This is a genomic window from Zobellia russellii, from assembly GCF_018728565.1.
In the GTDB taxonomy this organism is placed as follows: Bacteria; Bacteroidota; Bacteroidia; order Flavobacteriales; family Flavobacteriaceae; genus Zobellia; species Zobellia russellii.
This window is the reverse complement of record NZ_JACSOI010000005.1, coordinates 401,791-424,479: the sequence shown is the minus strand read 5'-3', so window position 1 is coordinate 424,479 and position 22,689 is coordinate 401,791. Positions and strand designations below refer to the sequence as shown.

Genomic DNA, 22,689 nt, shown 5'->3' with positions numbered 1-22,689 from the left:
GGTGGTAAGCCGGTGGTAAGCCGGTGGTAAGCCGGTGGTAAGCCGGTGGTAAGCCGGTGGTAAGCCGGTGGTAAGCCGGTGGTAAGCCCATTTTTTAGAATACAATATATTTTTAGAACCTGATAATCAATAGTTTACATTTTCTCTTGCACGTGGCCTAATCATGGAGAGAACGGTCAAAAATGGTATATACTACTGTAATCAGGACCAAGTGTTTTCCATTCTTGTTGAATTTCAATTAAAGATTTGGATTGAATACGGCGAAAATTACTAGGAGATTCTGGTTGTATTCTTTTCCGCTTGTTTAATAAAAACATTGTCAATCAAAAAGTTTATGGCATCACTTTCAGATAATAGGGGTGCCTTTTTCTTTTTAACTTTTAGTTTCTTTTCTGGCGAAGATGCTGATTGCCGTTTTGCGGCAAGGTTAGAATTGGTGTCACCCTGTTCAAAATTATATTGTTCATTTAAAATCAACATAATTCTTAATGAAGCTTCAAACTTCAGTATTTCATCAAATATAGGAAGTTTAGATATTAAGGTTTCATCAAAATAGTTAGTGTCACCAACAAGGAAGTGGGTGAGTGGCATAGGGTTTTGGGTAACAAGTATTTCTTGTAATACTTCCTTTCTCATATTAAAAAGCTCTAGCTTTTTTGCCCTTTTCATATTAGTAAAGCCAGTTTCCGAGTTGTTAACGCTAAGGATATCAAATTCATCATTTATGATAAACTGAGCAATCTCTTTATAATAATTCAGGGCAATCTTTCTAGTCTCTATTTCATCGAGCCCCATGACATCTTCTTCAAAGTTGTATAGAAACCCTATTAGGGAATTTTCGATTACATCCTCATAAACCTCAAGGATGTAATCATAAAATTCTTTGCACATTTCGCTATTGGGTATGTACACCGGTTGACTGTTTTGTTGAGTAACCGGATTCGGGCTCTTATCAAGGGAAAGCATGACACGGTCCACTTTTTGAAACAATCCATTGGATAGATGTATTTCTTTTAGCTCGTTTAGAGTTACAGAATTCAAATCCAAGTCTTTTAATAGTCCGAAGTAAGTCATTGGTTCAATTTAATTCTATTATTCTAAAAGCTTTGAGTAATCTTCCGGTAACGCAGCGTCTATATCCCTAAGGTATTTATCTAACGAATCTCTTGTAGAATGTCCGGTTATAAGCATCAATCTACTTTTTACAACTTCTGGAGTACTATTTTTCTCCATTTCCCTATAAAGGCGCGTAATAAAGGTATGCCTAAAACTATATAGGCCGTATTCTTCCCCTAGTTTAAAATGGTCCTTGACTTTTTTGTAGCGCTTAGAAAAGTAGTTTCTTTTCTGAGTTTCATCGGCCTCCCATTTTCCGCCAATTCCGTATGGGGTAAAAAGAAAATCATCCTTTCTCATTTTTGAAATATCTGGTAATACATCAAGCATGATTTTTGGTATGATCTTTATTTTTACAGGCTTGTTTTTTGCTCTAACATATAGTTTTTGGTCTTGAACATCAACATCTCTTATTTTTAATCTGCACACTTCAATAGGGCGTAAAAAGTTGTAGGATACAAATTGAACGAACAAACGTAATAATGGATCGTTCTCAGTCATATAATTGTCAATATCCTTTATTAATTGAGGTGTGTAGGTTTTGTTCCGTTTAGGAACAGATTTCAATATGTTGATTTTAAGGATGAAGTTATCTTCTATCAGTTCATTGTTCTCCAGAGTGGTAAAAAAGGAACTTAAAGCTGTTCTTACATTGTTCCTGTTTCTGGCACTGGTTTTTTGAAGTACCCAATTTAAATGTTGAATGACGATTTTCTTATTTATATTCTTAATATCCGAAGTATCGACATTGTTTTCATCCAACCACTTCTGGAACCTGATAATCCGATTTGAATACTTTGAAAACGAATTAGCGTTAAGAGTACTCTTTTTTATTTTAAAACCGAGTTCAAAAGCTTCCGCAACAGATATTTTGGGTTCCTCTGTAGTTTCATTGATTTCATCATTCCCCTCAATGGGTTCGTTATCCAACGCAGAAAAAATATCTATTTCTTTAGGGGGTGGTGGTGCGGTCGGTTTTGGAACAATTACTTTTTTGGACTCTTCAGTTTTTTTCACGGGGAGCTGAGGAGTATCTTTAATTTGCTCGCTGGCCTGTTCAGGGTTTTTGAACTTATTTTCCAGTTCTATATTTCTTTGATAAGGACTAAACCCTTCGTTCAAAAGCAAAATTAACTTAGCCTGAAGAATTTTAAGAAAGGAAAGTCGCTCCCTTTTATTGGTAAATCGGTTCGCACCAGCTTTGATGTTGGGTTGGCGTTTAAGTATCCCAGTATTAGGATCACGAAAGGAAAAATAGATATACCAAGATTTGTTCAGGGCATTTTCTTGTTCAGTTTTGCTGAGTTTGGACCACTGTTTAATATCCACTCCGCCAGTATAAATCTTTGGCTCGGTAAAGTTTGGTTTCATTCTAAAAGTGTGTACTGTTTCGTGTACGTTTTGTAAAAGTACGGAAATAGAAGGCATAAAAAAACGGCTTGTGAGTACACAAACCGTTGTTTTCATTGGTTTTAAGCCTTGTAGCGAGAGGGGGGCACGATCCCCCGACCTCCGGGTTATGAATCCGACGCTCTAACCAACTGAGCTACCTCGCCGTATTGTTATTTCTAAACGGCTGCAAATATAAAGTTTATTTCTTGTTCTTGGGCAATACTTTGCTAAAATTATTCTATCTCTTTTATTTTTTTATCATAAGGAAATCTATATATTGCCCATCGTAAACACTTAAGAATGGACGATAAAATAAAATTTGAACTAGAATTTGTAATACAATCTTCGCCACAGTTGCTATATACGTACTTGTCAACCCCGTCAGGACTTTCCGAATGGTTTGCCGATAATGTAAACTCCAGAGGTGAAATGTTCAGTTTTATATGGGACGGTGCCGAAGAGGAAGCAAAATTATTGAAGCGAAAAAGTGATGAATTTGTAAAATTCGCATGGGTAGACAATGAAGACGATTCATATTTTGAATTGAAAATAATTGTTGATGAAATTACCAAGGATGTATCACTATTTATAACTGATTTTGCAGAGGAAGATGAAGTAGATGAGGCCAAAATGCTTTGGACCAATCAAGTAACGGATCTTAAACAGGTTTTAGGCTCTAAGTAACCGTATTCTTCTAATATCATCTTATATTTGGTCCCGATAAATTATCGGGACTTTTTTATGGTTAGCTACAACGGAAATCTACTAGAGGAAAACATACAATTTTTAGACCACCAGAACAGAGGGTTACGTTATGGTGACTCCCTTTTTGAAACCATGAGAATGGTTAACGGGAAACTCTTTTTCTGGGAAGACCATTACCTTAGGTTAATGGCTTCTATGCGTATTCTCCGTATGGAAATACCAATGGAGTTCACTATGGAGTTCTTGGAGTCTAAAATAGGTGAGATAGTAGAGGCAAATGATTTAGGAGGCCAATCTAGGGTTAGACTCACTATTTTTAGGGAAAAGGGAGGTCTTTATCTACCAGCAACAAATGAAATCAGCTATTGTATAGAAGCTTTGCCACTTAAAAGCCCTTTTTTCGTGTTAAGTGAAGATTCTTATGAGGTGGAACTTTTTAAGGATTTCTACGTAAATGCGGACATGTTATCTACCTTAAAAACGAACAATAAGATTATAAATGTGGTAGGAAGTGTTTTTGCCAAGGAAAACGATTACCAAAATTGTCTTCTATTGAACGGTTTAAAACAAGTAGTAGAAGCTTTAAATGGCAATATTTTTCTTGTAAAGAACGGGGTAATAAAAACTCCTCCATTAAAAGATGGTTGCCTTAAAGGTATTGTTAGAAAGAAACTAATCGATATTTTGAGCAAAATTGAGGGTTACGAATTTCAAGAAGCCTCCATATCTCCTTTTGAACTGCAAAAGGCAGATGAATTGTTCATTACAAACAGCATTGTGGGTATACAGCCTGTTACCAAGTACAGGAAAAAAGAATTTGGGAATGCGGTAGCAAAAGAACTTTTGGGCAAGTTAAATGCAACGGCACGTCTTTCTTAAGACTAAGGTGCAGCTTTAATTTAAGCTTGGGTTTTCGGGAGAATTGGACCAAAGAAGATAATCACCGCCCAGTTCTACCATTTTCTCTTTCCAAAATGCTTCGGAAGATTTATGGATCAGGGAGCTTTCATAGTCATTTTCTACAACGATCCAAGATTTGGAAAGTAGCTCTTTGTCCAATTGGAATGAAGACCAACCTGAGTAACCAAGGAAAAACCGGATATCATTTTCCGATATTATTTTTTCGTTGATAAGGCCAATGGTATTCTCAAAATCTCCTCCCCAATAAATACCATCGGAAATCTCAATGCTATTGGCAATTAAATCCGGGACTTTATGAATAAAATAAAGATTGTCCTGCTCAACAGGACCACCGTTATATACTTGAAACGGGATTTCTATTTCGGTTATAAGCTCGCTAATGGTGTACTCTAAAGGTTTGTTTAAGATAAAACCAACGGATCCCTCTTCGTTATGCTCCGCTAAAAGAACTACTGAACGATTAAAGGACACGTCTCCGGTTAAGGTCGGTTCGGCAATTAGGAGCTTGCCTTTGTTTGGTTTCAGATCTACCATAATTATATGAACTAGTTATAACTAAAATAAGACATTTCTTATAAAAAGCAAATACGAATAAAAAAAAAGCGTCTACACTGTAGACGCTTTTCTTATAATATGGCTCGTAAGTCTTAGTTTACTGAATTAGCCAAGTCAGATCCTGCTTTGAACTTAACAACGTTCTTAGCTGCAATTTTGATGGTTTTACCCGTAGATGGGTTTCTTCCTTCTCTTGCATTTCTTTTTGATACTGACCAAGATCCAAAACCAACTAAAGAAACTCGGTTACCTCCTTTAAGAGAACCTTCAACATTTCCTAGGAAAGATTCCAATGCTTTTTTTGCTGCGGCTTTTGTGATGCCGGCGTCTGCTGCCATTGCATCGATCAATTCTGTTTTGTTCATAATTTAATTAATTAATTGTTGTTAAACGTATTTTAATGTTAAACAAATTTATACGGATTTGCTTCCAACGCAAGTAAATTGGGGGGAAATCGGCGTTTTTGTTAATAACTATAGGCGTTTGTTGATAAAGTAGGGCTTTTTTTACGCTTCTCGCAGCCCAATGATACTAGGGCTTTACGCCATTTTAGCATTTTTTTGCAAGTTTAGGCCATTTAGAACATCGGTTACTTTCATTTTTCTCTTACCTGGTAATTGCATTTCCAATAGGTTAATATAGCCTCCGTCTACTGCAATTTTGAGTTCCTTTTTAGTAGCCTCTATTTCTCCTACTTGTAATTGATGGTCAGTTTTTTCCTTCGCAGTGGCATAGATTTTTACAAAGATCTTTTCTTCCCCATTTATCAAGTTGGTCCAAGCACCGGGGTAAGGGCTTAATCCTCTTATATGGTTATATATATCATTTATAGGAGCATTCCAATTAATTTCGCACGTATCCTTATGTATCTTAAAAGCTTCTTTTGATTCTTTTGTAGTAGGTTGAGCTATAGTGGTCACCGGGCCTTTGGCAATGGCTTCTGCCGTCCTTAGAACAAGGTTGGCTCCCATGACCATTAATTTGTCATGTAATTCCCCGGCAGACATATTTTCGTCAATATCCGTACGGTCTTGCAAGATAATTTCTCCGGTGTCTATTTTATCGTCTATAAAGAAAGTGGTAACCCCTGTTTCTTTTTCTCCGTTCATTATGGCCCAGTTTATAGGCGCAGCCCCTCTATAATCGGGCAAAAGTGATGCGTGCAGGTTAAAAGTACCGTATTCCGGCATGGCCCATACGGCTTTGGGTAACATGCGAAAAGCAACCACAACCTGAAGATTGGCATTTAACGCCTTTAATTCGCTTAAGAAATCATCATTTTTAAGATTGGTAGGCTGGAGTACTTTTAGATTGTTTTCTAGGGCGTACTTTTTTACGTGCGATTGTTGCAGGTTTCGCCCCCTTCCGGCAGGTCTGTCCGGTGCCGTTATTACACCTACCACATTATAGTTGTTTTCTACAAGTGAGGCTAAAATGGTAGTGGCGAACTCTGGGGTTCCCATAAAAACGATGCGTAAATCTCTCATTGTGTTCTCTATTTTTATTTCGAATGAAGTAAAACCTATTTTAGTGTATACTCGTTTTTGGTATTGATTGTAATATCTCCATCTTCTAGCATAAGCTGTAGTGCCCTTAAAACAATGGGTTCTTTATAGGTCATGGCACGTATGATTGCTCTTGAAGTATATGGTGATTCTAATAGCAACGAGCTAATTTCTTTTGATACTTGGTCAAAAGTTGGTTTTTGTATAATCCCTTTTGACAGGCAGACATCGCACTTACCGCAGTCTGCTGTGTCTTTTTCTCCAAAGTATTCTAAAATCTGCTTGCTCCTACATATAGTGGTGTTCTTAACGTAATCTATCATTTGGAAAACCTTTTCGGTTTTCACTTGGTTCTGCTCCTTTACTTTTTTTGCAAAGACATTTATAGTAAGGTCATCTTCGCGAGGTACAAGAAAGGTAATTTCCAGATCGCTCTGGTGGGCTTCAAACGTTATGATGTCGTCTTTCTTCATTTGTTCCAGAACTTTAAAAATATGTGGTTCCGAAGTATTTGTTTTCTTAGCCATCAAACTTGGGTCTATTTTGGTCTCAAAGTCAAAAATTCCACCGTAAGTCCTTAAAATGGTTTGGATAATATTGGCGGAGCCTTTATGCATATCCAAGTAGTCAAAAATAGTGTCCTTGTCCGATATAAACTGAACCAGTGTTTTTTTTGAAAAGGATTCCGAAAGGGAAATTACCGAGTTTCGGTCTAAAATTTTTAATCCGTTATAGGCTAGAAATGAATTTAAACTATAGATTCTAACAAATTCATTAAAATTGAATTGAAACGTTTCATGACTTCCTTCGCCATATCCTATTCTGAAGAAATTATTGAGTTTGTTGTAGATTTTTTTTAGAAAAGCGGTGTCCGGAAGCACACTTAAAAACTGATTCTTTAACTGCTCTTCGTCATTAGGGTTGGTAATAAGAACGGCCTCTGCTGGTTGGCCGTCACGTCCCGCTCTACCGGCTTCTTGGTAGTAGTTTTCAAGACAATCCGGTATTTGGTAGTGGACCACCAAGGAAACATCAGGTTTGTCAACTCCCATTCCAAAAGCGTTAGTGGCCACCATAATCCGTATTTTGTTGGTTAGCCAAAGATTCAACTTTTTCTCTTTTTCTTTTTTGGGAATTCCCCCATGAAAAAAAGTAGCACTACACCCTTTGGAATTTAAAAATTGTGAAAGCTCTACGGTGCCTCTTCGGGTGCCCACATAAACAATCCCGCTTTTCTCTATTTGAGAACATAACTGGGCCAATCTGTAATGTTTGTCCTGCTCCCATAAAATCTTAAAAGCAATGTTGCTTCTGGCAAAAGAATCCTTTACCACGGTAGGAGCGGTAAGGCGAAGGCTCTCAATAATGTCATCGGCAACGCGGTCTGTAGCGGTTGCGGTCAGTGCTATTACTGGAGTCTGTGGCAACAGTTTTCGTAGTTGGGCGCATTCAAGATACGCTGGCCTAAAATCGTGTCCCCATTGAGAAATGCAGTGGGCCTCGTCTATGGCTACGAGGTTTACGTTCATTTGGCGTATTTTCTCTTGGACTAATTCTTGTTGCAAACGCTCGGGAGATAGATAGACAAATTTGTATCCGCCGTACAGGCAATTGTCCAACAGGTCCAAAAGCTCATTAAAGGGAATTCCTCCAGTTAGGGCAATGGCTTTTATGCCTTTTCTTTTAAGGCTTTCTACCTGATCTTGAATTAATGCTATTAAAGGAGAAACTACAATACAGAGACCTTCTTGGGCCATGGCGGGAACCTGAAAACAAACAGATTTTCCTCCACCGGTAGGTAGTAGGGCCAATACATCCTGTTTGTCTATAATGGCATCTATGATTTTTTTCTGGGAACCTTTAAAACTATTAAAGCCCCAATATTGCCGTAAAATGGATATCGGGTCTTTGTGCATTACTTTAGGTTTAGCAGTTCTAAAATAAATTGGGTGCGTTCCTCAATTGTACCTATAGGTACTAATGTTATAGGGTAACCAACATGCTCGTATGTGGTTTTGAGATGTTCATAAATGCGTTCTGCTTCCTCAAAGGATTCAAAACGTTCGTTATCCACCACATGTATTTCCTTCCAAGGCGGCATCAATAAAATCTGATCGTATTTGTAGGTGTAACAAGGTTTTTCAAATTCTGTGCTATACTCTTGCCCAAAACAGTTCATGTAGGCGTGAACATCTGGAATTCCACGGTCAAAAAACACCACCTCTCCATTTATGGAATCCGCATCGGTATATTGTTTTATTCTTCCGTCTAAAAGATTTTGGTTAAACTTTTTAGGGTCTTTTACCGAAACTATGGGGTTAACTTCAAAATTAGTGGTTTTGTCTTCATTTTTTTCAGACGAAGTCATACTTCGGATGAGTTCATGAACACACGGAAAACCTTTCTTTTCAAGATTCTCTATAACCGATGTTTTGCCCGTACTTGGGCCACCTGTAATAACTACTTTTTTAAGATCCAATAGATAATTGTTGTTCATGCAAAAGTAATCATTCCATTATGATATTAAAATTGAGGTTGAACCGTTATCTTTGTAAAAAATGGTTATATGGACAAAGAAAATCCAGAAGCGTTCTATAAGCGCTTACGAGAGCAACTAGGAGAGAGTACAACTTGGCCTTCTAATTACTTATATAAATTTATAGTACAATCCATTCCTGAAAAAGTCGATCAAATTCATGAAATTTTTGATAATACAGGAGCTGTAATAGAATTAAAGGAATCTAAAAACGGAAAGTATACCAGTGTTTCCATAACGGTAAACATGAAAAACCCGGATGCGGTAATAGAGAAATACAAAGAAGTGGGCAAGGTTGAAGGGGTTATATCCCTTTAAATAGTATTTGAACCATAATTTTCTTAATTTGCAGACGTTATAAGAACACTTCCTTAATTTTTTTAAGCAAAAATTTTCAATTTGAATTTAGTAGAAAACCTAGAATATAACACGGAAAGGTCAAAATTGATCATTCCCGAATACGGGCGTCATTTTCAGAAAATGGTAGATCATGCCATTTCTATAGAGGACGAAGAAGAGAGAAACAAAGTGGCCCAAGCTATTATTAGTGTTATGGGTAATATTCAGCCGCACCTAAGAGATGTACCTGATTTTCAGCATAAATTATGGGATCAGTTGTTTATTATGTCCGATTTTAAATTGGATGTAAAATCGCCTTTTCCTATTACGAGTAAAGAGGTTCTTAGGAAGCGCCCTGAGCCTTTGGAGTATCCTCAGAATTTTCCAAAATACCGTTTTTACGGAAACAATATCAAGAGAATGATAGATGTTGCCGTAAAATGGGAAAAAGGAGATATGCGTGATGGGTTGGAATATGCCATTGCCAATCACATGAAAAAATGTTACCTGAACTGGAACAAGGATACGGTTGATGATAAAGCGATCTTCAATCATTTACTTGAACTTAGTGACGGACAAATAGACCTTAGTGGAGAAAACCTTACGGATAGCGGACAGTTTTTGAAAAATCGTGTAGCTAAAACTTCAAGGAACAATAATTCAGGAAAGAAAAACAACCAACGAAACAATAACAATCGCGGTAAAAAGCGATATTAATACTCCTCAATCTTACATGGGTACCTTTAAAATTGAAGGCGGTCACCAGCTCTCTGGTGAAATTACGCCACAAGGCGCTAAAAATGAAGCCTTACAGATTCTTTGTGCCGTACTACTTACTGATGAAACGGTTACCATAAACAACATTCCTAACATTGTAGACGTAAATAAGCTGATTGCGTTGCTTGAAGATTTGGGTGTAAAAATCCAGAAAAAAGCAAAAGGATCGTATAGCTTTAAAGCAGATGATATAAATCTAGACTACCTACAGTCTGACCAATTTAAAGAAGATGGTCGCGGTCTTAGAGGGTCTATTATGCTAGTTGGTCCTTTGTTGGCACGTTTTGGAAAAGGATACATTCCTAAGCCAGGCGGTGATAAAATTGGTCGTAGACGTTTGGATACGCACTTTGAAGGATTTATAAAACTGGGCGCCAAGTTTAGATACAACAAAGAAGAATATTTCTACGGTGTTGAGGCCAAAAAACTTAAAGGCACGTATATGCTGCTGGATGAAGCATCCGTAACAGGTACTGCTAACATTCTCATGGCAGCTGTTCTTGCCGAAGGAAAAACAACAATTTACAATGCGGCCTGTGAGCCTTACTTACAGCAGTTGTGTAAAATGCTGAACCGTATGGGCGCCAAGATTTCCGGTGTGGGGTCAAACCTACTGGAAATTGAAGGCGTAGATTCCTTAGGAGGAACGGAACATAGAATGCTTCCGGATATGATTGAAATAGGAAGCTGGATCGGATTGGCGGCAATGACCAAAAGCGAGCTTACTATCAAAAATGTAAGTTGGGACGATTTGGGACAAATACCTACGGTTTTTAGAAAACTGGGTATTACCGTAGAAAAAAAGGATGACGATATATTCATACCTAAGCATACCAACGGGTACGAGATACAGAACTTTATAGATGGTTCTATCCTTACAATTGCAGATGCGCCATGGCCAGGTCTAACACCGGATTTATTGAGTATTATTCTGGTAGTTGCCACACAGGCAAAAGGAGAGGTGCTTATTCATCAAAAGATGTTTGAAAGCCGTTTGTTCTTCGTGGATAAATTGATTGATATGGGTGCTAAGATTATTCTTTGTGATCCACACCGTGCTACCGTAATTGGGCACGACTTTAAATCTACATTAAAGGCAACCACCATGGTATCTCCGGATATTAGGGCAGGAGTTTCTTTGCTGATAGCAGCCCTATCCGCAAAAGGAACATCTACTATTCATAATATTGAACAGATAGATCGTGGGTATGAAGATATTGATACACGTTTACGTGCTATTGGTGCTAAAATTACCAGAGTTTAAATCAGTGAACCCCTAGCGTCTTTCTTATGGAAAAAAGAGACTTTTCAAAAATTCCACTTGTAAATAAGAAGGGAGAGAAAGGTAGGTTTGAGATGGATGTTGATGGGGAGATAGCCTTTATGGAATATATGATTTCCAAACAGAACATCATGTACTTAACACATACAGAAGTGCCTTCATCTTTAGGTGGGCAAGGTGTGGGAAGTGCTTTGGTCTCAAAAGTATTGAAATTTATAGAGGAGAGTGGTATGAAAATGGCTCCTTTATGTCCGTTTGTGGCAGCATATCTCAAACGTCACCCGGAAGAAGGTAAAGCTGTCTTGGCTCCTGGATATTCAATTAAGTAAAAGTTGAAAATATACTAAAATAGAGAAGAGGCCCATAAGGCCTCTTTCTCGTTTTAATGTTTTGCTGTATTGATTTCTATCCAATATTTATCCGGGTCCTGAATATAAATTTGGCGTACACCGTCTGTACGTAAAGTGACTGCATTTTCTTTACCGGGCCAATCCCAATATTTGATATTGTTTTTTTCAAGATGGGCTATCATTCCATCTAAATCTTGCGTGGAAAGGCATAGATGCATGGATTTATTCTTTTCAAAGGGCGCAAATTCCTTTTCGATTAGGTGAATCTGAGAATTTCCACTTACAATAAACCACCTGAAACCAGGTTTTAAATCAGGATGTGGCGTTTCTTCTAATTTTAGAATGTTTGCGTAGAAATCTGCACTAATATCAGAATCTTCAACGACTAGCGCAAAATGATCAATTTTAAAATCAAAAGTTTGTGCTTGAGCCAATAGAGTGGTGCCGGCTACAAAAATAAATGCAAAAAGGATTTTTTTCATGTGGTTTGGAATAGTATGGGATTCATATAAAAACAGCTTAGCGCTGTATTTTGGGTGTGTAAGATACAAAAGCATTTCAATAATGGGAGCCAGTAACTGGTCTATACATAATTTAGAAGGTTTAAGTGAAGACTCTTAAACGTGATTCTTATAATTCACCGATAAAAAAGATGTAGTTGGTCGAGTTTATTGATCATAGCTGGGCTAAAAGCAATAATTAGGACGGGTTTTAGTTTATATCGAACCTACTTAAACTTTTTAATTTTTTGAAAAGAGATAACGATTTAACTTTTGTCCCATGAAAAATCTTAACCAACTACTTTCCGCCGGAGCTATATTACTGCTATTATCCAGTTGCGTGTCAACTAACAAATTAACAATGGGTGCTACTGAGCCAGCACGTATAAGCTTACCTTCAAATGCATCACGCGTGGGTCTAATTAATAGGAGTATTCCATCCGAAGAAAACAAAGTGGTAGATAAAATAGATAAGATTCTTTCTTTAGAGGGACTCAATTTGGACAGGGAAGGAGCAGAGTCTGCTGTAACGGGACTTTATGATGAGCTTACGCGCAACACTCGTTTTGAAACCATTACTATTATTGATGATACGGATATTCAACGAAAAGGGCTAGGCATTTTTCCTGCAGCTTTGGACTGGCAGTCGGTTCAAGAAATTTGCGATGCTAATGATGTAGATGTACTATTTTCATTAGAGTTCTACGATACGGATACGCGAGTAGATTATGAACTTACCACGGTAACCATACCAAATGATTTAGGCATAAAAGCTTCGCTGCCGGGTCATAAGGTTACACTTAATACCGCTATTAAAAATGGATGGCGCGTGTATGACCCACAGAACAAATTAATATTGGATGAGTATACTTTTAATGATCGTATCACATCTATTGGGTCCGGTGTTAATCCTATGAAAGCGGTTGAGGCGGTAATTGGAAGAAAAGAAGCTGTTATTCAACGTAGTAGTAACATCGGTAATTCTTATGGTTATGATGTAAGACCTTTAAGAAAAAGGGTTTCCAGAGATTACTTTGTAAAAGGTACTGAGAATTTTGTAATTGCAAAAAGACGTGCCCAGACAGGTGATTGGGATGGAGCGGCCGTTCTTTGGGAAAAGGAAGTGAATAATCCGGACGGTAAAATAGCCGGCAGGGCTTGTTACAATATGGCAATCATAAATGAAATTAACGGTGATTTAGAAAAGGCGATGGAATGGGCCTCTAAATCTTATACGGACTATAATAACGGAGAGGCACTGCGTTACGTGAACATCCTTAAATATCGTATGCAAGAAAAACGTCAATTAGAAAGACAGCTTTCCCGTTAGGTTTCGCTTTAGTTAAGTGCTTCCTTATACGTTTTTAAACACCGTTCCCGAGCTTCTTTATGGTCTACCATTTTTTGTGCGTAGTCTTCCGTATGGTGCTCGGGAACCCACTTTGAAATATATTTTTTATCCTTATCAAACTTTTCAACCTGAGTCATTGGGTTAAAAATGCGAAAATAAGGAGCGGCATCAACACCACTTCCCGCTGCCCATTGCCAATTGCCCACATTGCTGCTCATTTCATAATCCAACAACTTTTCGGCAAAATACGCTTCGCCCCAACGCCAATCTATAAGTAAGTGTTTGCAAAGAAAGCTGGCGACGAGCATTCGTACTCGGTTATGCATATATCCAGTTGCATTTAATTCCCGCATTCCTGCATCAACCAATTTATATCCGGTATTCCCTTCCTTCCATTTTTCAAATTCATCTTCATTATTTCTCCAACTTATTCGGTCATATTTCTTTTTGAACGCTTCATTTACGGTTCTAGGGTAGTGCCATAGAATTTGCATAAAAAACTCACGCCAAATAAGTTCGCTCCAAAAAACTTCATTTTTTTCGGCAATCGCCTTTTTCATCATTTTTCGGATGGACACCGTTCCGAACCGTAGATGTGGTCCTAGTAATGATGTACCGTTTTCTATGGCTGGGTAATTCCTGGTATCTTCATAATTATCAATTAGGGTTGGTGTAACCATATATTCCGGAACTTTTAAGGAGGAAGTTTTAAAACCCATATCCGTTAAAGAGAGATTTGGTAGTCTCGTATTCTGAATAAGGTTGTCTCGGTATTGTTTTGTGTAATGAATGGTTAAATGTTCGTCCGGGTTAAAATGTTCTTTCCATTTGTTTTTGTAAGGGGTATATACAATGTATGGGTCACCGTCACTTTTAAGAATATCATCCTTTTCAAAAACAACCTGATCTTTAAAGGTGTGAAAAGTAACGTCGTTCGCTTGGAGTAGCTCTTTTATGCTCTCATCTCTTTTTTTGGCAAAAGGCTCGTAATCATGATTTGTGTAGACTGCATTTATTTCATATTGACTAAGCAAATCCTTGAATATAGCCATAGGCTTACCGTGGTAGATTGCTATAGAACTATGGTTTTCACTTTGAAGCGTATCTCGCATTCTCTGCAAGTTCTCGTAGATAAAAGTAACTCTGGCATCATCTTTTGGAAGGTTTTCAAGAATCTCAGAATCAAAAATGAAAATGGGCAACACTTTATATTTATCCTTTAGGGCTTCTAGGAACCCAATATTATCGTCTAGACGTAAATCTCTTCTAAACCAAAAAATCGATATTTTATCTGCCATAAACTAACTTAAATTTAAAGTTGACATTCCTCCATCAACACCTATTACTTGACCAGTAATCCATGAACTTTTTTCACTTAACAAGAACACCGCCGTATTTGCAATATCACTAACCTCACCAATACGTTTTAAAGGATGTCTTTGGGACATCATTTCTATTTTTTTGTCGTTACTCAGTAAGCGTTTAGCTAAAGGCGTATTTACTAAAGATGGTGCAATTACATTTACCCTAATATTTGGGGCATATTCTGCCGCCATAGATTTAGCAAAACCTTCAATTGCACCTTTAGCTGCGGAAACACTCGTGTGGTAAGGCATTCCGGATCCAACGGCAACCGTGCTGAACAAAATTATTGCTCCTCCAGAGACCATTAAAGGTAAAATATCTTTGACTACTTTAACCATATTAAAGAAATTCAGCTGCATATCTGTTTCAAAAGTTTCCAGAGAAAGCATTTTAAAAGGCTTTAAGTTGATGGATCCTGGGCAGTAGGCAAAACCATGCAGTTCCTTGGGAAGAATTGTAGTATCTAATACATCAGTGTGCGCGTCAAAAGGAATATGGATGGCACCTGTTCGGTTCAGTCCGTCAGATGTTCTAGAGGCAACATATACCGTATACTCATCAGCGAGTTGCTTTACTATTTGAAGACCAATACCATACGAACCTCCTATTAAAAGTATATTTTTTTTCATGGAAAAATCTTAAATGGTTTTAAACTGCAGCTCTTTTGTAGTGTTCTTAAGGCTTCCAAATAGTTCTATCAATTTTTGCTCCCTGAAAGCAAAAATTTGTTTCAACTGCTTTTTAACCAAAAGTGGGTGAGCCATTTGTCCAAAAATCCCAAAAGGAATTTTATAATCTATTACATCTTCCATTTCTACGCCACCGTCAATAGGTTTAATGAAATGTTTGTGATGCCAAAGTGCATAAGGACCAAATCTCTGTTCATCTACAAAGTACTCGCCCTCCTTTACATGGGTAATTTCAGTAACCCATTTAGTCTTGTATCCAGGAAAAGGGGAAACGGTGTATTGAATAATTTGTCCCGGAAACATGGCACGGTCGTTACCTGAGAGTATTTCAAAACCCATATGTGGCGGGGTTATAACCTTAAGATTGCCTGGGTCTGATAGAAAGTCCCACGCTTCTTTTACGCTTATGGGAAATGACTGTTTGGAACGTAGCTGATATAACTTCATAAAACAAATGTAAATACATTTTGTTTAACATATTTATTTTATTTATAAACAAATTGTTTCTATTGGCAATTTGTTTGGGGTTTCATTTTCTTTTGAAAGTTTAAAGAGTTCTTTAGTGTAGCATCTATTTTGTACATTACAGGCGTATCTATGCTATGAAAAACTTACTGCTGTTTTTTCTTTTACTTTTCTCCGGTTTATTTCTATCGGCCCAAAATTCCCAAAGAGAAGTAGGTGAATTGCCTACAGAGGTATCCGAAAGTTCAGGATTGCTTTTTTTTGACGGTAGACTTATAACTCATAACGATTCTGGTAATCTTCCTGAACTTTACGAGATAGATACGCTTTCTTTTAAGGTGAGTCGTACCGTAAGCATTACAAATGTTGAAAATAACGATTGGGAAGATATTGCTCAAGATGATACATTCATTTATATAGGGGATTTTGGGAATAATAATGGAGTTAGAAGGGATTTAGCAGTATATCGTATTTCTAAATCCGATTATTTAAAGTCTGAAAATGTAGTCGCAGATAAGATTGAATTCACTTATGAGGATCAGGAAAATTTTGAAAATAGTGGAAATAGTGACTGGGATGCCGAAGCTTTAGTTGTAGTAGAGAACCAACTTTTGATTTTTACCAAGCAATGGCAATCTAAGGGTACGGTTGCTTATCAACTATCTACGGAGCCTGGAAAGCATGTCGCAAAACGGTTGGATGACTATTTCGTAGAGGGTTTGGTCACAGGAGCGGAATATAATCCGTTGTCAAAATCATTGCTAATTGTAGGTTACAATTCAATTTTAGCTCCATTTATATTTAAAATTGAAGGAGCAACTTCTTCTGAGGTATTTAAAGATTCTGTTGAGAGGCTACCGATGAGTATTGAAAATGCACAAATTGAAAGTATTGCCTCTTTGGATAGTAATTCTTATTTGATGACGTCCGAGCGTTTTGAAAATGATAATTGGAATTTGTTGTTTAAGCCCAAGTTATTTGGTTTTTCTACACTTGAAAAAGAACTAGATACGGACGAGTTAGAAGATGCAGACGATGCAGACGATGCAGACGATGCAGAAGAAGAAGAAGAAGAAGAAGAAGAAGAAGAAGAAGAAGAAGAAGAAGAAGAAGAAGAAGAGGAAATGGGTTCTGACAATCCTTTGCCTTCAGAAGAATTGAAACCTACCGATAAGGATGACTTAATATTGTACAAGCAATTTGGTGCTGAGCACTTAGAATATAAGATAAACTCCAATGAGAGGGTATTGTCCAAGGTTGTTTATGATGCGTTAGGTAAACGTGTTAGTCATTTTAAGGAAGATTTAAGTAGTGAGACACGTATTGATACTTCCACTTTAAAATCAGGGGTTTACTATCTAACTTTTTTTCTTGAGAGTAAAGTAGTTTCACAGCCTTTCGTAGTATTTTAAACGGTCTAATTTAGGATTTCATTAACATATGTAAGATGGTTTATATTTAGTTTTGTGGAAACTAAAAAATCAATTCAAATGAAAAAAATTATCCTTTTAGCAAGTGTAGTATTTGCTTCTGTTACTATGCAGGCCCAAATAAACACTCCAGCACCTAGTCCAGCTTCTAAGCTACAACAAACCGTAGGTTTAACAGATGTTACCGTAGAGTATTCTAGGCCATCTATGCGTGGGAGAACTATTTTTGGAGACCTTGTTCCGCACGGCAAATTATGGAGAACAGGAGCTAATGCGTATACTAAAGTAAGTTTTAGTGATGACGTAAAAATAGCTGGTCAAGATGTTAAGGCAGGTACATATTCCATTTTTACGAAGCCAGGAGCAAGTTCTTGGGAAGTTTTCTTTTATACGGATATTGATGGAGGTGGTACACCTAAAAATTGGGACGATAGCAAAGTGGTAGCCAAGACATCCGCAGAAGTTTATACGTTACCTGTAGATATTGAGGCGTTCACTATTACAATAGATGATATGACAAGTAATTCTGCCAATTTGGGAATGATGTGGGAGAAAACTTATGTTGCTGTTCCTTTTGAAGTTCCAACGGATTCAAAAGTAATGGCCGATATTGAAAAAACTATGGCGGGTTCTCCAAAAGCAGATGATTACTACGCTGCCGCTGTTTATTTTTCAAGTGAGGACAAAGACATTAAAAAAGCATCTGAATGGATGGACAAGGCTATGTCCATGACTGAAGAGCCTGCTTTTTGGCAATTGCGTCAGCAATCCCTTATCCAAGCAAAATCGGGCGATAAAAAAGGAGCTATCAAAACTGCTAAAAAGTCTTTGGAAAAAGCAAAAGAAGCAGGTAATGATGATTACGTTAAAATGAATACCGACTCTATTAAAGAGTGGAGCGCTAAATAAGCTTTGTATTCTTATATAAAAACCCCGGCCTTCCAATGGAAGACCGGGGTTTTATTTTATACGTACTGAAGAAAAAAAGTAAAAATATAAAGCAGGAATACTTCTGTAAATTATTTACTCGCCAGAGGTTTCTTCAATAGCCTGTCAAACCCTTCAAAAGCAATTGCCATTGCGATTACCATGGCCGCGCCTATAAAGTTAAGCCAAAGATATCCTAACTTTTCCTCCCCGGTCGGGTGAATGAATATGAGATTGTAAAAAAGCACAAAGACAATTAACTGAGTAAGTACAGCCGCAAAGAATACAGCATTACCTTTTACGAACTTAAAGAAAAATGCCAACAGGAATATACCTAGAACATTACCGTAAAACACAGAACCAATAATATTTACTAATTGAATAAGATTGTCGAACAGGTTGGCGATACTGGCTATAAAAATGGCTATAATTCCCCAGATAAGGGTGAAAAATTTTGTTGCTTTAACATAGTGCTCGTCCGTAGAGAGGTCTTTCTTGTTTCTTTTATATAAATCTAAGGCTGTAATAGTACCTAGGGCATTAAGTTCCGAAGCCGTGGAGGACATGGCTGCAGATAATATAACTGCCAAAAGTAGCCCTATTAAACCTCTAGGAAGATTATGTAGTATAAAATGGATAAAGACATAATCTTTATCATTGGTTTCGACCACGTCATCCGCTTCTTTTATAAGGGCTCTGGCAGCGGCACGGTTGGTACTATCTTTAACATTTAAACGAATTATTTCCTGCTTGGCCTCTTCAACTGCACTATACTCTTTAAGCTCCAAGGCTGCAGAGAATTTATTCTGCGCCATTTTCTTTTCGGCCTCTAGGCGTTCCTGTCCTTCTTGTAGAATGGAATAGTCCTTTGCATATTCGGAGCTCATAACGGCTTCGGTAGCGGCTGGGTTAAAGTTTAAAGGTGATGGATTATACTGATAAAACACAAATACCATAACGCCTACCAATAGGATGAAGAATTGCATTGGTATTTTAAGTAATCCGTTAAAGACTAATCCTAATTGACTTTCACGTAATGATTTTCCGGAAAGATACCGTTGTACCTGACTTTGGTCCGTACCAAAATAGGCGAGTGCTAAAAAGAGTCCTCCTGTTATTCCGCTCCAAAAAGTATACCTGCTCTTGGTGTCAAAGCTAAAGTCTATGATATTCAGTTTGTTGCTGGCCCCGGCTATTTTAAGTGCTTTTCCAAAATTGATGTCTGCCGGAAGGTACCCCAATATAAAAAAGAAGGTGATGAACATGCCGGTCATAATAATGAACATCTGCTGCTTTTGCGTAACGCTTACTGCTTTGGTTCCTCCGGATACGGTATAGATGATAACCAACACGCCAATAATAATATTAAGAGTCCTAAGGTCCCAACCCAGTACTGCCGATAAGATGATCGATGGCGCAAAAATGGTAATACCTGCCGCAAGGCCTCTTTGCACTAAAAATAGTATGGCGGCTAGTGACCTGGTCTTTAAATCAAAACGATTTTCAAGAAATTCATAGGCAGTATATACTTTTAGCCTGTGGTAAATGGGAATGAACACCAAACAGATAATGATCATGGCCAATGGCAGCCCAAAATAAAATTGGACAAACCCCATGCCGTCATGAAAGGCTTGTCCCGGCGTTGAAAGGAACGTTATGGCACTGGCTTGTGTTGCCATTACGGATAGACCTATGGTCCACCATTTGGCGTCTTTTCCTCCAGCAACATAGTCTTCTACGCTTTTGCTGCCTTTGGTTTTCCAAACACCGTACGCAACAATGAATAGGAGTGTACTTGATAAAACAATCCAATCTAATGTTCCCATATTAGGTAAATGCGGTCATTAAGTAGCAAAATATTAGCACATAGACGATATTCAGTATCAGTACTAGCGAGTATTCTTTTTTCCAATCGAACTTATCTAACATGGTCTAATTCAATTTGGTAGGTTGTATATTCTTTTCAACGGAGAGCATGTTGGCGAACAACTTGTACGCTCCGGGTACGCCTGCAGGTAGCTCTCTAAAAAAGCTCAATCCTGTATAAATGTAATTCCCTTTTCCGTAAGGAGCTATTAAAAGACTTCCCTTTTTTGCAGATTCTCCTTTATCGCTCATAGATAAAATAGGGGTGAATTCCTTGGACCACTTGCTCGGGAAGTATAATCCGCGTTCTTGTACCCACCCATTAAAATCATCTTTGTTAATTTTATTAGGGTAATTTATTAAAGCATGTTTTTTGGCCAGTATTTCAACAGCTGAGTTTTCATCGGTTACCCGGTCTCTAGACAAGGTAATAGGGTAGGGAGCAAGGTTTTCAAATTGGTCTCCCCATCTTCCCGCAGTATTGTATTGCACCACAAGATTACCTCCATTTTCAACATAATCAAAAAGATACCGTTGTTTAAACTTTAATTGGTCAAGTACGTTATATGCTCTAATACCAACCACTACTGCATCATACTTGTCCAACGTTCCTTTAGCTATAGTATTTGGGTCAATGGTGTGTACAATGTAACCAATTTGCCTTAAACTCTCTGGAACTTCGTCACCGGCACCAACAATATAACCAATGTGCTCTCCAGATTTTTTAATGTTCAGGCGGACTACTTTAGCTTCTGAAGGCAGTAAAACGGACTGGGTTGGAATATGGTCATAGGCTATAATCGCCAGCTCCTTAGTAACCTCCTTGCCGTTTAATTTTATGATGGGCGAAATATAGCTCTCATCTTCGGTTGCAGGTGGGGTTAAAGTGAAAATCAAAGTTTGTTGGTCTCCCTTTTTTGCAATCTCAAAAGACTTTGATTCAGCATCTATGCCCCATCCTTTGGAATGGTTAAGCAAAAGCTCTCCCTTTATATTATCGGCATGGGCTTTAATCGTAACGGGCACTTTTTTAGGTTCACCATCGGCAAAAATCAAAACTTTATCACTAAAACTTGCAGTTGCTTCGGGAAGTATCTCAAAAGGCTGAAAGAGTTCGCCTTTATCCGGCTTAGCATAGTGATGGATAACAGGCTTTTCAATTGTTATACTTTTTCCATTAAATTCAAGCTCAAATTTTACCAGAGATGCGCGTGGTGTTTCGGGCTTGCCAATAAGGCTTTGGTCATCTACCTTGTACATGCCTAAACTACCCTTTTCGTTTAGCCAATAAGGGCTTGTGTAATTTGTTGTACTTGGTACGTCTATATCAATTTCAAAATTTTGCTTCTCGTTATTTTTTAGTGCGATGGAAGGTTGAATAGTTTTATTTGTTGAAGAAATGGAAATAGTATTCAGAGCAATATCCGAAGAACTCCTATTCACGGCCTCTACATTAATTTTAATTTTGCCACCAGGGTTTGTAAATGAGGTTTCGGCGGAAGCTTCTAAATAGAGACCGCTAATGTTCAGAATTATGTTCTTTAGTTCCTGTGACTTTAATTCCCTCCAGTAATTGTCTTCAACTTTTTGGAGCAGCTCGTAGGCTTCCAATAATTGGGACAAATGTTTGGATGGGTTGGTAAAATCAAAATTCTTTTCAACTGCATAAAGAATCTCCCCAACTGCCTTCCCACCGGTTATGCGAGACCAAGAGGTGTCTATTCCTTCAAAAATATCATTGGAGTTGTTGGGCATTGTTCCCTTCAGCAATTCTACATATTCATTTTCCGAGCCGCGTTGTGATAGGCGACCAAACCCTTGGCACAAATGCTGGCTGCTGGCCAATGCCGCAATTTCGTTGTTGGACTTCCCAAGTACTGGGTAATAAGTTCCAATATCCAAATTCACCATTTTGGATTTATCGGCTTTATCAAACTTTTCTTGGCTGCCGTAAAACCACCATGATGTGTTGAAAAAAAGCCTTTTTGGCTGCCAAGTTTCGGTCAGTTTCAATTGCTCACTGTACGCAGACTTGTCATTGGCTAAATCAAAAGCTTCAAAACTGAGCATTGCAGATGAAGTATGGTGCCCATGAGTAGTTCCCGGACTTCTATGGTCAAACCTATTTATGATTACATCTGGTCTAAAGTTTCTAATGGTCCAAACCACATCTCCTAGCACTGCTTCTTTATCCCATATTTCAAGGGTTTCGTCCGGGTGTTTTGAGTATCCAAAATCATTGGCTCTGGAAAAAAACTGTTCTCCACCATCTACGCGTCTGGCGGCCAGAAGCTCTTGCGTACGTAAAACTCCAAGAAGCTCACGTAATTCAGGGCCAATTAGGTTTTGTCCACCATCGCCCCTAGTTAATGAAAGGTAACCGGTCCTGGCTTTGGTATGGTTGGACAGGTAGGAAATAAGCCTTGTATTTTCGTCATCCGGGTGTGCGGCAATGTACAATGCGGTACCCAAGAAATTCAATTTTTCAAGGGAATGGTAAATCTCGGAAGTGGACGGTTGCACAGGTTTCTGTGCATAAGTAATGTTTAAGGACAGAAAAGTTCCGGCAAAGATTGCCAAAAGATATCGCATAAAGTTGGTTTTTGTTTGGTGAAGCC

The 22,689-nt window shown here is 38.0% G+C and carries 22 protein-coding genes and 1 tRNA gene; 9 read left to right on the top strand and 14 right to left on the bottom strand.

The features are described 5' to 3' along the window. Positions 1–270: 270 nt before the first annotated feature. From H9565_RS14580 to H9565_RS14570, 3 genes are all read right to left on the bottom strand, one after another. Positions 271–1,074, bottom strand: a complete 804-nt coding sequence (locus tag H9565_RS14580) for a hypothetical protein (protein ID WP_215440692.1) — start codon at positions 1,072–1,074, stop codon at positions 271–273. Positions 1,075–1,092: 18 nt separating this feature from the next. Then, positions 1,093–2,583 (bottom strand): tyrosine-type recombinase/integrase, encoded by a 1,491-nt coding sequence (locus H9565_RS14575; protein ID WP_246560640.1) that lies wholly within the window; start codon positions 2,581–2,583, stop codon positions 1,093–1,095. A gap of 15 nt (positions 2,584–2,598) precedes the next feature. Further along, positions 2,599–2,672, bottom strand: a tRNA-Met gene (locus tag H9565_RS14570). A gap of 136 nt (positions 2,673–2,808) precedes the next feature. Here H9565_RS14570 and H9565_RS14565 point away from each other — a divergent pair. Together H9565_RS14565 and H9565_RS14560 are read left to right on the top strand one after the other, a co-directional pair. Continuing rightward, positions 2,809–3,192, top strand: a complete 384-nt coding sequence (locus H9565_RS14565) for an START-like domain-containing protein (RefSeq protein WP_215440691.1) — start codon at positions 2,809–2,811, stop codon at positions 3,190–3,192. Between the two features lie 57 nt (positions 3,193–3,249). After that, a complete protein-coding gene (locus tag H9565_RS14560; RefSeq protein WP_215440690.1) occupies positions 3,250–4,092 on the top strand; it encodes an aminotransferase class IV in 843 nt (280 codons plus the stop codon). Positions 4,093–4,107: 15 nt separating this feature from the next. Here the strand turns inward: H9565_RS14560 and H9565_RS14555 are convergent, their stop codons facing one another. From H9565_RS14555 to H9565_RS14535, 5 genes are all read right to left on the bottom strand, one after another. Then, positions 4,108–4,668 carry a YqgE/AlgH family protein gene (locus H9565_RS14555; RefSeq protein ID WP_215440689.1) on the bottom strand — a complete coding sequence of 187 codons (561 nt, stop codon included), beginning with the start codon at positions 4,666–4,668 and terminating at the stop codon, positions 4,108–4,110. A 113-nt stretch (positions 4,669–4,781) separates the two neighbouring features. Then, positions 4,782–5,054 carry an HU family DNA-binding protein gene (locus tag H9565_RS14550; protein ID WP_038233355.1) on the bottom strand — a complete coding sequence of 91 codons (273 nt, stop codon included), beginning with the start codon at positions 5,052–5,054 and terminating at the stop codon, positions 4,782–4,784. Between the two features lie 174 nt (positions 5,055–5,228). Next, the gene (fmt, locus tag H9565_RS14545) at positions 5,229–6,176 is read right to left on the bottom strand and encodes a methionyl-tRNA formyltransferase (protein ID WP_215440688.1); all 948 of its coding nucleotides are present in this window, start codon (positions 6,174–6,176) and stop codon (positions 5,229–5,231) included. 35 nt (positions 6,177–6,211) lie between these two features. Beyond that, positions 6,212–8,110, bottom strand: a complete 1,899-nt coding sequence (locus H9565_RS14540; protein ID WP_215440686.1) for a RecQ family ATP-dependent DNA helicase — start codon at positions 8,108–8,110, stop codon at positions 6,212–6,214. Then, positions 8,110–8,691 (bottom strand): AAA family ATPase, encoded by a 582-nt coding sequence (locus H9565_RS14535; protein ID WP_215440684.1) that lies wholly within the window; start codon positions 8,689–8,691, stop codon positions 8,110–8,112. Before H9565_RS14535 ends, H9565_RS14540 begins: the two co-directional genes overlap by 1 nt. Before the next feature lie 69 nt (positions 8,692–8,760). Here H9565_RS14535 and H9565_RS14530 point away from each other — a divergent pair, with 69 nt between their 5' ends. The 4 genes from H9565_RS14530 to H9565_RS14515 all read left to right on the top strand — a co-directional run bounded on the left by H9565_RS14530 (position 8,761) and on the right by H9565_RS14515 (position 11,457). Then, positions 8,761–9,048 carry a DUF493 family protein gene (locus H9565_RS14530; protein WP_215440682.1) on the top strand — a complete coding sequence of 96 codons (288 nt, stop codon included), beginning with the start codon at positions 8,761–8,763 and terminating at the stop codon, positions 9,046–9,048. An 81-nt stretch (positions 9,049–9,129) separates the two neighbouring features. Then, entirely contained in the window at positions 9,130–9,786 is a 657-nt protein-coding gene (locus H9565_RS14525; protein WP_215440680.1) for a DUF4290 domain-containing protein, read from the top strand. A 16-nt stretch (positions 9,787–9,802) separates the two neighbouring features. After that, a complete protein-coding gene (gene murA / locus H9565_RS14520) occupies positions 9,803–11,110 on the top strand; it encodes a UDP-N-acetylglucosamine 1-carboxyvinyltransferase (protein WP_215440678.1) in 1,308 nt (435 codons plus the stop codon). A gap of 26 nt (positions 11,111–11,136) precedes the next feature. Continuing rightward, positions 11,137–11,457, top strand: coding sequence for a GNAT family N-acetyltransferase (locus H9565_RS14515; protein WP_215440676.1), 321 nt, complete (start codon positions 11,137–11,139; stop codon positions 11,455–11,457). A gap of 53 nt (positions 11,458–11,510) precedes the next feature. Here the strand turns inward: H9565_RS14515 and H9565_RS14510 are convergent, their stop codons facing one another. Further along, positions 11,511–11,960 (bottom strand): VOC family protein, encoded by a 450-nt coding sequence (locus H9565_RS14510; protein ID WP_215440675.1) that lies wholly within the window; start codon positions 11,958–11,960, stop codon positions 11,511–11,513. A gap of 298 nt (positions 11,961–12,258) precedes the next feature. Between H9565_RS14510 and H9565_RS14505 the strand changes: the two genes are divergently transcribed. After that, positions 12,259–13,308, top strand: a complete 1,050-nt coding sequence (locus H9565_RS14505) for a DUF6340 family protein (RefSeq protein WP_215440674.1) — start codon at positions 12,259–12,261, stop codon at positions 13,306–13,308. Between the two features lie 8 nt (positions 13,309–13,316). Here H9565_RS14505 and H9565_RS14500 read toward each other — a convergent pair whose 3' ends face one another. The 3 genes from H9565_RS14500 to H9565_RS14490 are packed head-to-tail and all read right to left on the bottom strand — an operon-like array spanning position 13,317 to position 15,830. Continuing rightward, on the bottom strand, positions 13,317–14,627 hold the full coding sequence (locus H9565_RS14500; protein ID WP_215440673.1) for a cryptochrome/photolyase family protein: 1,311 nt from the start codon (positions 14,625–14,627) through the stop codon (positions 13,317–13,319). Positions 14,628–14,630: 3 nt separating this feature from the next. Then, complete coding sequence (locus H9565_RS14495; RefSeq protein WP_215440672.1) at positions 14,631–15,323, bottom strand: SDR family NAD(P)-dependent oxidoreductase; 693 nt, start codon at positions 15,321–15,323, stop codon at positions 14,631–14,633. Between the two features lie 9 nt (positions 15,324–15,332). Further along, positions 15,333–15,830, bottom strand: a complete 498-nt coding sequence (locus H9565_RS14490) for an SRPBCC family protein (protein ID WP_215440671.1) — start codon at positions 15,828–15,830, stop codon at positions 15,333–15,335. A gap of 155 nt (positions 15,831–15,985) precedes the next feature. Here H9565_RS14490 and H9565_RS14485 point away from each other — a divergent pair, with 155 nt between their 5' ends. Next, the gene (locus tag H9565_RS14485) at positions 15,986–17,260 is read left to right on the top strand and encodes a T9SS type A sorting domain-containing protein (RefSeq protein WP_215440669.1); all 1,275 of its coding nucleotides are present in this window, start codon (positions 15,986–15,988) and stop codon (positions 17,258–17,260) included. Positions 17,261–17,338: 78 nt separating this feature from the next. After that, on the top strand, positions 17,339–18,187 hold the full coding sequence (locus H9565_RS14480) for a DUF2911 domain-containing protein (protein ID WP_215440667.1): 849 nt from the start codon (positions 17,339–17,341) through the stop codon (positions 18,185–18,187). 110 nt (positions 18,188–18,297) lie between these two features. Here H9565_RS14480 and H9565_RS14475 read toward each other — a convergent pair whose 3' ends face one another. Both H9565_RS14475 and H9565_RS14470 read right to left on the bottom strand, forming a co-directional pair. Continuing rightward, entirely contained in the window at positions 18,298–20,031 is a 1,734-nt protein-coding gene (locus H9565_RS14475) for a sodium:solute symporter (RefSeq protein ID WP_215440666.1), read from the bottom strand. A gap of 106 nt (positions 20,032–20,137) precedes the next feature. After that, the gene (locus H9565_RS14470) at positions 20,138–22,663 is read right to left on the bottom strand and encodes a PIG-L family deacetylase (RefSeq protein WP_215440665.1); all 2,526 of its coding nucleotides are present in this window, start codon (positions 22,661–22,663) and stop codon (positions 20,138–20,140) included. Positions 22,664–22,689: the final 26 nt, after the last annotated feature.